The sequence below is a fragment of the uncultured Muriicola sp. genome, from assembly GCF_947258935.1.
GTDB lineage: Bacteria > Bacteroidota > Bacteroidia > Flavobacteriales > Flavobacteriaceae > Muriicola.
This window is the reverse complement of the sequence record NZ_CAMYKH010000017.1, coordinates 70,644-82,232: the sequence shown is the minus strand read 5'-3', so window position 1 is coordinate 82,232 and position 11,589 is coordinate 70,644. Positions and strand designations below refer to the sequence as shown.

Here is an 11,589-nt window from a genome sequence, read left to right as displayed (position 1 = left end):
TATTTCAAGGTATTGGGCAACTTTGATCTTGGTGTAAACTATACCTATGCCGAAATTGACTTTGACCAGGCGGCTTTCCCCGATTTCAGGACTAATTTTAATACACCCAACCATAAGGTAAAGGCTTCCTTCGGAAATACAGAATTATTTAAGAATTTTGGCTTTAATGTGAACTACAGATGGAGCGATACTTATTTCTGGCAGGCCACTTTTGCAGACGGGCAATTACCCTCTTTCACCGTTCTGGATGCTCAGATCAATTATGCCGTGCCGGACATCAAATCCATTTTTAAGCTGGGAGGATCCAACATCCTGGGGCAAGAGTATTTCTCGGCCATAGGTACAGGAGCTGTGGGGTCCATCTTTTACGTGAGCTGGACGATAAACCCTTAAAGGGCAGCATAAAGCAACTAAAAAAGCACCGGAATCCCGGTGTTTTTTTTATGTGAAAAAATCAGGGCAAAGCCTTCCTATTTACAATGTGAAGATATATCTTTGCAGCCGGAAAAAAGCGCGTAGTGAAGTACATCAGCGCGACTTATTTTCTCTTAATTCGAAATAAAATAGTAGAAGAATGGCTAAAGTAACTGGCAAAGTTTCTCAGATTATCGGACCGGTGATCGACGTAGAATTCGAATCGGGATCCGAACTCCCGAACATCTATGACTCTTTAGAAATTACAAAGAGCGACGGAACACTTCTTGTTCTGGAAGTACAATCTCATATAGGTGAAAATAGCGTAAGAACTATTTCGATGGACTCTACCGATGGTTTGAGTAGAGGTGTTGACGTTGTTTCCACAGGAAAGGCAATTCAAATGCCCATCGGGGAAGATGTTTACGGTCGATTATTCAACGTAATTGGGGATGCTATTGACGGTATGCCAAATCTACCTAAAGAAGGAAAGAATGGCTTGCCCATTCACAGGGAAGCGCCTAAGTTTGAGGACCTTTCTACTTCTACAGAAGTGCTATTTACAGGGATCAAAGTAATTGACCTTATTGAACCATATGCAAAAGGAGGAAAGATCGGTTTGTTTGGAGGAGCAGGAGTAGGAAAGACCGTATTGATCCAGGAATTGATCAACAATATTGCAAAAGGCCATGGTGGTCTTTCGGTATTTGCCGGAGTTGGTGAACGAACCAGAGAAGGGAATGACCTTCTTAGAGAAATGCTGGAGTCTGGTATTATAAAATATGGGGATGAATTTCTTCATTCCATGGAAGAAGGTGGCTGGGACCTTTCTAAGGTAGATAAGAAAGCCATGAAACAATCTAAAGCAACTTTTGTCTTTGGACAAATGAATGAGCCTCCGGGAGCACGTGCACGAGTTGCACTTTCCGGACTTACAATTGCTGAATACTTCCGTGACGGAAGCGGGGAAGGACAAGGAAAAGATGTACTTTTCTTCGTAGATAACATCTTCCGTTTTACACAGGCAGGTTCTGAGGTATCGGCCCTTTTAGGTCGTATGCCTTCTGCGGTAGGATATCAACCAACCTTGGCTACTGAAATGGGTGCCATGCAGGAAAGGATCACCTCTACAAAAAGAGGATCTATTACTTCTGTACAAGCGGTGTATGTTCCTGCTGATGATTTAACGGATCCGGCACCTGCAACTACATTTGCTCACTTAGATGCTACTACCGTATTGTCTCGTAAGATCGCGGAATTAGGTATTTATCCTGCGGTAGATCCATTAGATTCTACCTCAAGAATTCTAACAGCAGAAGTATTAGGAAAAGAACATTATACGTGTGCACAAAACGTAAAAGAGTTATTGCAACGATACAAAGAGCTTCAGGACATCATTGCCATTCTGGGAATGGAAGAATTATCTGAAGAAGACAAACTGGCTGTAGGACGTGCAAGAAGGGTACAACGTTTCCTTTCACAACCTTTCCATGTGGCTGAGCAATTTACCGGAATCCCGGGAGTCTTGGTAGATATCAAGGAAACCATTAAAGGATTCAATATGATCATGGATGGTAAATTAGATCACCTTCCGGAATCTGCCTTTAACCTAAAAGGGACCATTGAAGAGGCTATAGAAGCTGGTGAGAAAATGTTGGCTGATGTATAATATCAAGCGGCCCAACAAAGATCAGTACCAGTAAAATTTAGAAAGCGAATAATATGCATTTAGAAATAGTATCTCCAGAAGCCACCCTATTCTCAGGCGATGTTACTTCAGTAACGGTTCCCGGTGTTAATGGGGAGTTCCAAGTATTGGATAATCACGCCCCTATCGTTTCCCTCTTACAGGAAGGGAATGTGAAAATAGGTGGTGAGGTGAGCATTTTTGAGGAATACGCCTCTAAATTTATCAAAAGCACTGAAGGAAAGACGGCCTTGCCAATTTCCAGGGGTACTATGGAGATGAAGGATAACAGAGTAATTGTCCTTGTAGATTGACGACTTAGATCTCTTAAAAAAAAATTACAGTACAATTAAATACCAATCCCTCCCATCAGATTGGTATTTTTTTTTGGTGGTGAATCCACATGCCAAATGAGCATTTAAAGACCTTTTGTTTCTTCCATCTACTTCTGTTACGATCAATTTGAAAGTTGAGCTTAGAGATTTTTTCATAGTCTTATATAATCTCCGGAAAACACCTTGTCCTCTGTATGCCTTATCAATACAGATCTGTCCCATAATGATAAAAGATTCCTCATGAGGAAGTACTACCTTCAATTGTTCTAGCATGGATAAAAGTATGGGGATCTCTCTAGAAAAGTCGGGATGCATACAGAGCGCATAACCAATGACCCTCCCTTTATCCTTTGCAATGATATGAGGACAAACGGCATTCATTCTCTCCAACAGATCAAACGTGTGAGAAATGGTTACAAAACCTTCCTTTTCAATTTCTTTTTCCGTGAGATAATCAGGAAGATTTTGTTTCTGGAGCACAAGTATTTCTTCCAGTTCTTCTTTATTAGTTACGCGGGTATACTCAACTGCCATGTTAAACAGGAATTTTAAGTGGCTGTTTCCATAAAGTAAGATAGCATTTATTGTTGTAAATGCTACATTTGTGGCATGACAGGGTTACCAAAGAAATTGAATCAAAAACTTCAGGAACGAAGTACAAGGAATGCACTTCGTGAGCTACAGGCTGTTTCAAGAAAAATCGACTTTGTCTCAAACGACTACCTTGGAATGGCCAGGGATGAGGTAGTTTTTCATGGAGCTCATAAATTATTAATAGACCGGGGAATCATTCAAAATGGATCTACGGGGTCGAGGCTTCTTTCCGGGAATAGTGTCTTGTACGAGGAAACCGAGCAATATCTTGCAGAATATTATAAAGCGGATGCAGCCTTGATATTTAATTCTGGCTACGATGCCAACCTCGGTCTCTTTTCATCAGTTCCTCAAAGGACAGATGTGGTGGTCTTTGATGAATATATCCACGCCAGCATGCGCGATGGCATCCGGATGGGAACAGCCAAGAGTCTGAAATTTAAACACAATGATCTGGATGATCTTACCAGTATCCTTCAAAGAGTTAGAAAGGATTCGGATAAGGGTACCGAATGCTATGTAGTTACGGAAGCTGTCTTTTCTATGGATGGAGATAGTCCGGACCTGGAAAGACTCACTGCGCTTTGTAAGGAATATCAATGTAAACTGATCCTGGATGAAGCTCATTCCATACAAGGAGTAGATGACACCGTAGAGGATCATTCCAAGAAAGAATTGAGAGACAAGGTTTTGTTTGCGCGTATAGTAACCTTTGGAAAAGCGATGGGGGTGCAGGGATCTGCCATTCTGGGAAGCAACGATCTAAAGAGCTATCTGCTCAATTTTGCCAGAAGTTTTATCTATACAACCGCCCTTCCACCTATTATCGTTGCCTCCATTCTTACTGCTTTTCGAACGATTGAAACTGCGAAAATAAAAGAACGCAAGAAAGGTTTGAAGGAAAATATTGGGATCTTTAATAAGGAGATATATAATCTAAAGCTGGGTAATTCCTTTATTCCCAGTACTTCTGCTATCCATTCCTGTATTGTTCCTGGCAACTCAGAAGTCAAGAAGATCGCAGCTGTTATACAGGAGAAAGGATATGATATACGACCTATTTTATCACCTACCGTTCCTGAAGGCCAGGAGCGGCTGCGATTTTGTCTTCATAGTTACAATACAGAGAAAGAAATAAAGGAAGTATTGAGTATATTGGCTAGTTCCATTAATGCAGAGTTTTATGTCTGATAAATTCTATACCCTTGGTGCCTTTGAATTCCCTGCAGATGTTCAGGTAATTAAGGGCAGACTCGAATCCGAAGGGATCTTCGTGTATTTAAAAGATGAAAACTTCCTTAATACTGATCCTTTGGTAAGTCAGGCTATAGGCGGTGTAAAACTACAGGTATATACGAAGGATAAGGATAAGGCCATAGCGATCTATGATCAATTCAGGAGATATGCCATAGATGAAGAAGGAAACCCTATTACCTGTCCTAATTGTAAGGCACAGCGGTCAGAGGTTTATTACACCAGGAAAGGGATCTTTAATAAGCTGTTTCCCTTTTTCGAAAAGAAAAAATATAAATGTCTGAACTGTCAGATGATTACCCAACCTTCCTGATCTATGAAACGAATCTTTGTTACAGGAATTTCCACGGAAGTGGGGAAGACCATTGCATCAGCCATAATTACTGAAGCCCTGGAGGCAGATTACTGGAAGCCCATTCAGGCAGGAGACCTGGAGCATTCAGATAGCCAAAAGATCGCGCAACTGATCAGCAATAAGAGAACGGTCATCCATGAGAATAGCTATGCTCTAAAAACACCCATGAGTCCCCATGCAGCAGCGGATATAGATGGGATTTCAATTAAAATTGATAATATAATTGAACCGAGAACGGAAAACCATTTAGTAATTGAGGGAGCAGGAGGCTTACTGGTGCCCCTAAACGATAAAGCAACCATCTTGGATATTATTCGACCAAATTACAAGGTAATTGTAGTGTCCAGACATTATCTGGGGAGCATCAATCATTCCTTGCTGACTATAGCGTGTTTACAAAAATCAGGGTTTGATGTTACACTTCTCTTCAATGGGGAAGCCCATCCAACAACAGAAAATGCCATTCTTAAAAAAACCGGTGTCCGTTCCCTTGGGCGTATTCAAAATGAAACATCCATCAACAAAGCTGTAATAAAGAGGTATGCTGATGCATTCAGATCTTCTTTGCTGTCACTCTAATCTTTGATGTATTTCAGCATTGTCCACTGTAGCTAAAACCGAATAATGGGCGTTTAAATATTGCACCATATATGCATTTTCCTCTACCTCGTCCTGATCAAAAATACGACGCCCTTTCCTTGTAACAATAGTTTTTGGACTTAACTCTTCCATAATATATCGCAACTCTTCCATTGATGTTTTCCGGGGATTCTTATATGCCGAAAACATTTCATCCTTGCAAAGATTACTGGGATGAGTAGCTGCTTTGGTTGGCGGATTTACCCCTAATACCCAATAGCCTATATGGTAGCCTAAAAATAGAATATTTTCCGTATCCAGATCATAATGATTTATGTATTCAGGAACAGCAAATCCTTCACCGTTATAAAAAGTTCCTCTCTCCAATTTGTTCCTGGCAATATTGAAATACTCCAGATAGCTTTCTGCAGGAAGTGCCAATAAAAGAAAAAAGATATAAGTGCGGTAATTGAACTTTCCTGAGAATGAAATCTTACTGAATACAATTACCACAGGGATTATAAATATCGGAAACAATTGAATGAGATAATGACTGTTTATTCTACCTCCTTTAATAAATGAGAGCAGTACACCAGCTGTTGCTGCGATAATAAGCAACATTCCGCGTTTTCGGATATCGAGATATTTTTTTTTCCAGGACCATAGAAAAAAAATAATGATTAGCAAGCAAATCGGGGCAAGCCTCATCGGAGAATAACGCCTTGCGGCGGCATAATCCAAAGGGGCAATAAATACGGATTCCCACCACAATTCAAGATTATTTTGAAGATAATATGGGAGCAGGGTCAAAAAAACAATGAGCAGTATCCCTATTCCAAAAAGACCGGTATTCCTTAAGCTCTTCCAATATGCTTTAGACTTTGTAAAATCATAAAATACAAAGAGTCCGATAAAAAGAATGGCGTATGCCAAATTGAGCTTGGACATAAGGCACATTCCCATCAACAAGCCGGCATTTAAAATGGCCACAGGATTTTTATGTTTTATGAGCAGGTAAAAAGCAGGCATAAAAAACGCCATGCAAATGTGTTCGGACATTACTCCCTGTATGCTTCCAAACATACTCAGGAGCATTACACATATGTATGCTGCAACGAAACCATTCTTTTTTGTGGATATTAGTGCGCCAGATTTATAGGTATAGAATGCTGTGATCGCCACTAAAACTGTACCCATAAAGCGAATGGCAATAAAGCTTTTGCCAAAAAAGTAAATGATCCCTGCAAAGAATAAAAATGTTATTGGTGGCTTTACGTCCCAGAGTTGGGTGTATGGCAGGAATCCATCTACCCAGGACTGGCCTATAAGGATAAATGTACTTTCATCCCTGTCTACATAATCCCTGAAGAAAAAGGGAAGTCTGATGAAAAGGGCGAGGGCAAATAGTAAAAGAAATACCGCTGTTCCCTTAAGTTTATTGTAATTTGGAGTAAGAGATGTTATAACTTTGTCTAGCATTAGCAGCGGGGATTTCTTCCCGGGACTGCAAGATAGATAAATCGGTGATTTAGTGAAATCGACAGGCTTGAAAAAACTTTCAGAAAGAGACAAAAAACACCTTTGGCACCCCCTCACGCAGCATAAATTACATCCGGAAATGTTGGGGATCATAAGAGCAAAGGGATGCATCTTATACGATGAAGACGGCAGAGAATATATAGATGGCATTTCATCCTGGTACACCTGTATGTATGGGCATTGTAATGATTATATCCTGAGCCATGTAAAAAAGCAAATGTCTGAGTTAGATCAGGTTGTTTTTAGCGGATTTACACACCAACCTGCCGTTGAATTATCTGAAGCGCTCATTAAGATTCTGCCGGAGAATCAACAGAAGTTGTTTTTTTCGGACAATGGATCCACCGCAACGGAAATAGGCATTAAAATGGCCTTGCAATATCATTTTAATCACGGGCATAAACGCAATGTTTTGCTGGCTTTTGAAGAGGGTTTTCACGGCGATACTTTTGGAGCTATGTCTGTATCAGGACTGTCTGTCTATAATGGCCCTTTTGAAGATTTCTTTATTGATGTTGAAAGAATACCTGTGCCAAACTCAGACAATATTCAAGCCCTTCTTGCTCATTTAAAAACCAGATTACAAACTGAAGATATAGCCGGTTTTATTTATGAACCATTGGTTCAGGGAGCCGCTGCCATGAAGATGCATTCAGCAAGTGGATTAGAACAAATCCTGGGACTAATGCAAGAACATCAGGTGCTTACCATTGCGGATGAAGTAATGACAGGTTTTGGAAAAACTGGAAAACACTTCGCATCAGATTATTTGCGTATCAAGCCCGATATAATTTGCCTTTCCAAGGCACTTACAGCTGGCCTAATGCCAATGGCGATAACCACTTGTACAATGCAGGTATATAATGCCTTTTATAGTGATGAGATTGCCAAAGGGCTGTTTCACGGACATACCTATACAGCTAATCCACTCGCCTGTACTGCCGCAATTGCTGGAATTAGCCTGTTGCAATCTGATGAAATTCAAAAGAATATTAAAAGGATTATTACATCTCATCAAAATTTTGAAAAGGAAATTAAAAAACACCCTAAAGTTTTAGCCACAAGGCAATGCGGAATCATTTTTGCTCTTGATTTAAAGACAAAGACGGAACGTTATGGTAGCCTCAGGGATAAACTTTTTAAACACTTTATGGATAATGGGATTTTCCTTCGGCCTTTGGGAAATACAATTTACATCCTTGCTCCCTATGTTATATCCCAGGACGAAATGGAAAAAATTTACAGTGGGATCAGATCAGCCCTGAATTTGGTTTAAGACCATTGGGCCAGATAATTTTTTCGATGTGCTTTTCTAATAAGATATAGATCGTACCACAATCTAAAAAAGTAACTCAACCTTACCTTGGATTCTCCCTTGTCTACCCATCTTTTGACAGGGATCTCGTCCATACTTTTTAAGGCATTTTCTTTGCCGTAATGGCATAATAATCGGCTAAATAATTCAACATCAAAAAGCCACTTCGAAATAAATGGTTTTTTAAAGAGTATTTCTGAAAGCTCTGCCTTAAAAACTTTGCAACCACATTGTGTATCATATACCTTAACGTCCAAGATATTTGAAATAAAGGTCGCAATAATACGGCCAAAAAGAAATCTGGAGAACTTACGTTCAACAATAGAACCGATTATAAGGATACGGGAAGCAAAAACAAATATTTTTTGCTCTTTGATAGGAATTAAAAAGGAATAGCATTCTTCCAGAGAAGTAGCCAGGTCTGCATCCAGGTAGGCAAATACAGGGGCAATATTTTCCTGTTCACAGTACAAAACCCCTGCACGCACAGATGCCGCTTTACCTATATTTTTATCGTTATTAAGAATGGAAATCTGAGGTGTGAATTTGTTTTTAAGTGCTTCAAGATGCAAATGGGTTGGATCAGAAGAAGCGTCGTTTACAAAACAAATTATAACGTCTTTGTGAGTCTTTAGAAATGTGTCGAATTCAGCAACAGGAAGGCGTTCAAATTCGTTGTAACAAGGAATAATTATGGCAATTTCGGCTTGTTTCATTGGGGTGGTTGGCATTGATATTATATATTATTCCCAGTTATTCTCTAACAGATTTATTTCTTCATTCTCCTTGACGGTAAACATTATCTTGTCATATATCCAATTATACCCTTCGCCATCTCATCCTTTTCAATTGAAGTCCCCAGGAGTTCGATAAGCTGCTTGTTCTGGTTTATTTTTTGTTGCGCATATTCGCAGGGCTCCGCATTCTATAAAATTGGGGTTACCCCATGTCATAATGATGCAATAGAGAAATTAATTAGAACTAATAGGGTAAGACATCCACCAACCGGAACAACCCATTTCCAGTTGTTTTTCCACCAACTGGGTTGTAAGACTAATACATTATTCATTAATTTTTGTTTAGATTCAGTTCAATGAAGATAAGAACTTTTATTTTTGCCCGAAATATCAATTGCTTTGAACCCACCTATCGGAATAACTTCAATTTCTTCAATCTCGCCGCTTGGTACAGCAATGGACGCCACATGGCAACACTATCTTAATGGCCAGCATTTCTTACAACAAGAAAAGATAGGTAGCACAAAGGAATGGGTAGCCCGGCTTACTGCTAATGCTAAAAAAGAGATTATGCGGCTTCGAAATTCCAATAAAAAATACGAAGTATTGGATGATACTGTACTATTTGCCATTTATGCAAGCAGAAACGCAGTTCAAATAGCGGGCTGGGGGCCAGATGATAATTTTGGTGTGAATATAGGCTCTTCCCGTGGTGCTACGGGCGTATTTGAAAACTACTATCAGGGTTTTATCTCCGAAAGCAGAACAGTACCTATGGCATCTCCAAGCACCACACTTGGGAACATTTCTTCCTGGGTAGCACATGACCTGCAAACAACTGGTCCTGAGATCTCTCATTCTATAACGTGCTCAACGGCCTTGCACGCTTTGTTGAATGGAATAGCATGGATCCAAAGCGGAATGGCCGAAAAATTCCTTGTTGGAGGCAGTGAAGCACCCCTAACTGCCTTTACTATAGCCCAGATGAAGGCATTAAAGATCTATTCTCAAGAGACTGATGCCTATCCTTCAAAAGCACTAGATCTTACCAAGAAAAAAAATAGCATGGTCCTGGGGGAAGGTGCGGTAATGGCTTGTTTGGAAAAAGATGTTTCTAAAAGAAGTCTGGCTATTATTGAAGGTGCGGGATATGCCACCGAACTATTGGAGCATTCAGTGTCTATCTCTACTGAGGCAAAGTGTTTTCAGAGATCTATGAAAATGGCATTAAGTAGCCTTGAGCCAAGTTCTGTGGATGTAATAGTAATGCATGCTCCGGGGACAATCCAGGGGGATCTGTCAGAATATAAGGCTATAGAAAAGATTTTTGGTTCACATAAGCCCTTATTAACCTCAAACAAATGGAAGACAGGACATACCCTGGGTGCTTCAGGATTATTGAGTCTGGAAATGGCAATTCTAATGTTGCAACATCAGGTGTTTATACCTGTGCCTTATAACAATAAAAAAGCCGAAAGCAAAACTATTCGGAGGATCATGGTCAATGCCGTGGGATTTGGGGGTAATGCCGTAAGTATCCTGATAAAGCATCCACTCTAGAAGGATTTCGTGCAGAATAATGAACGATTGTTGTCACTATTTCAAAGGATTCTCTATTTTTGAACAGGCCTTAAATTAGCTGCATGAACGAAGAAAGACATAATTGGACCAAAGAGGAAATACTAGATATCTATAATCTTCCCATGATGGAGTTGCTTTATAAGGCGGCTACTATTCACAGAGAGCATCATGATCCTAATACAGTGCAGGTGTCTACGCTTTTGTCTATTAAAACAGGAGGATGTCCTGAAGACTGCGGCTATTGTCCACAGGCTGCCCGTTACCATACAGACATTGAAGGGAACGATCTAATGACCGTATCTCATGTAAAGGCCCAGGCATTGCGGGCGAAGGCTTCTGGGAGTTCGAGGGTATGTATGGGTGCTGCATGGCGAAATGTTAAGGATGGACCAGAATTTAACCAGGTATTGGAAATGGTTCGAACTATCAATAAATTAGATATGGAGGTGTGTTGCACCTTAGGGATGATTACAGAGAACCAGGCCAAACGCCTGGCAGAGGCAGGACTTTATGCCTATAACCATAATCTGGATACATCAGAAGATTATTATAAGGATGTCATTTCAACAAGAGCTTTTCAAGATCGTCTCGAAACCATAGATAATGTTCGGAAGAGCAACGTTACTGTATGCAGTGGCGGTATCATTGGTATGGGAGAAAAACTGGAGGACCGTGCAGGGATGTTGGTGGCCCTGGCTACTCTGAATCCTCAGCCAGAATCTGTACCAATAAATGCCTTGGTAGCTGTTGAAGGGACCCCCATGGAGGATATGGAACCCATTCCTATTTGGGATATGATCCGAATGGTAGCAACCACTCGTGTGGTGATGCCAAAGACACAGGTTAGACTTTCAGCAGGTCGCACAGAGATGAGTCGGGAAGGACAAGCCATGTGTTTCTTTGCCGGGGCAAATTCCATTTTTGCGGGAGATAAATTATTAACTACCCCCAACCCAGATGTGAATGAAGATATGGAGATGTTCAGGCTTTTAGGACTGCAACCTCAAAAGGCTTTCGAAAAAATGCCTCAACCCAAGACTCTGGATGAAGAGGAGTCGCAATATGAAGCAATTGGTGAACGCCCAAAATGGTCCAGACCGGGCCATACCATTGAAAGGAATGAATTGGCCAAGCAGAAATCAAAGTCTTCATAGATCTACATCGGTATAGTACTTTCATTGAGTTTTATTTACAGATAA

At 40.5% G+C, this 11,589-nt stretch carries 11 protein-coding genes and 1 pseudogene; 9 read left to right on the top strand and 3 right to left on the bottom strand.

The window, feature by feature from the left end; translation table 11 throughout:
- The 3 genes and pseudogenes from Q0X72_RS04965 to Q0X72_RS04955 all read left to right on the top strand — a co-directional run.
- Positions 1-393, top strand: a pseudogene (locus Q0X72_RS04965) (TonB-dependent receptor); the annotation flags it as partial.
- Positions 394-574: 181 nt separating this feature from the next.
- Positions 575-2,083, top strand: coding sequence for a F0F1 ATP synthase subunit beta (gene atpD, locus Q0X72_RS04960; protein ID WP_297762541.1), 1,509 nt, complete (start codon positions 575-577; stop codon positions 2,081-2,083).
- A 53-nt stretch (positions 2,084-2,136) separates the two neighbouring features.
- Complete coding sequence (locus Q0X72_RS04955; protein ID WP_297762540.1) at positions 2,137-2,415, top strand: F0F1 ATP synthase subunit epsilon; 279 nt, start codon at positions 2,137-2,139, stop codon at positions 2,413-2,415.
- A 24-nt stretch (positions 2,416-2,439) separates the two neighbouring features.
- Here Q0X72_RS04955 and Q0X72_RS04950 read toward each other — a convergent pair whose 3' ends face one another.
- A complete protein-coding gene (locus Q0X72_RS04950) occupies positions 2,440-2,970 on the bottom strand; it encodes a GNAT family N-acetyltransferase (RefSeq protein ID WP_297762539.1) in 531 nt (176 codons plus the stop codon).
- Positions 2,971-3,045: 75 nt separating this feature from the next.
- On the opposite strand from Q0X72_RS04950, the gene Q0X72_RS04945 reads away from it, so the two are divergent.
- Genes Q0X72_RS04945 through bioD form a run of 3 tightly spaced genes read left to right on the top strand, consistent with a single transcriptional unit; the run spans position 3,046 to position 5,218 of the window.
- The gene (locus Q0X72_RS04945) at positions 3,046-4,221 is read left to right on the top strand and encodes an aminotransferase class I/II-fold pyridoxal phosphate-dependent enzyme (protein WP_297762538.1); all 1,176 of its coding nucleotides are present in this window, start codon (positions 3,046-3,048) and stop codon (positions 4,219-4,221) included.
- The gene (locus Q0X72_RS04940; RefSeq protein ID WP_297762537.1) at positions 4,214-4,597 is read left to right on the top strand and encodes a DUF2007 domain-containing protein; all 384 of its coding nucleotides are present in this window, start codon (positions 4,214-4,216) and stop codon (positions 4,595-4,597) included. The genes Q0X72_RS04945 and Q0X72_RS04940 overlap by 8 nt, the downstream gene beginning before the upstream one ends.
- 3 nt (positions 4,598-4,600) lie before the next feature.
- Positions 4,601-5,218, top strand: coding sequence for a dethiobiotin synthase (gene bioD / locus Q0X72_RS04935; protein ID WP_297762536.1), 618 nt, complete (start codon positions 4,601-4,603; stop codon positions 5,216-5,218).
- Here the strand turns inward: bioD and Q0X72_RS04930 are convergent.
- Positions 5,210-6,697 (bottom strand): glycosyltransferase family 39 protein, encoded by a 1,488-nt coding sequence (locus Q0X72_RS04930; protein WP_297762535.1) that lies wholly within the window; start codon positions 6,695-6,697, stop codon positions 5,210-5,212. The two genes, bioD and Q0X72_RS04930, sit on opposite strands and share 9 nt — an antisense overlap.
- Before the next feature lie 67 nt (positions 6,698-6,764).
- On the opposite strand from Q0X72_RS04930, the gene bioA reads away from it, so the two are divergent.
- Positions 6,765-8,033, top strand: coding sequence for an adenosylmethionine--8-amino-7-oxononanoate transaminase (bioA, locus tag Q0X72_RS04925; RefSeq protein WP_297762534.1), 1,269 nt, complete (start codon positions 6,765-6,767; stop codon positions 8,031-8,033).
- Here bioA and Q0X72_RS04920 read toward each other — a convergent pair.
- Entirely contained in the window at positions 8,030-8,788 is a 759-nt protein-coding gene (locus tag Q0X72_RS04920; protein WP_297762533.1) for a glycosyltransferase, read from the bottom strand. The genes bioA and Q0X72_RS04920 overlap by 4 nt on opposite strands.
- Positions 8,789-9,208: 420 nt before the next feature.
- Here Q0X72_RS04920 and Q0X72_RS04915 point away from each other — a divergent pair, with 420 nt between their 5' ends.
- Together Q0X72_RS04915 and bioB are read left to right on the top strand one after the other, a co-directional pair.
- Positions 9,209-10,369: a beta-ketoacyl synthase N-terminal-like domain-containing protein gene (locus Q0X72_RS04915; RefSeq protein WP_297762532.1), complete on the top strand. Its 1,161-nt coding sequence runs from the start codon at positions 9,209-9,211 to the stop codon at positions 10,367-10,369.
- Between the two features lie 83 nt (positions 10,370-10,452).
- The gene (gene bioB, locus Q0X72_RS04910) at positions 10,453-11,544 is read left to right on the top strand and encodes a biotin synthase BioB (protein ID WP_297762531.1); all 1,092 of its coding nucleotides are present in this window, start codon (positions 10,453-10,455) and stop codon (positions 11,542-11,544) included.
- Positions 11,545-11,589 lie beyond the last annotated feature (45 nt).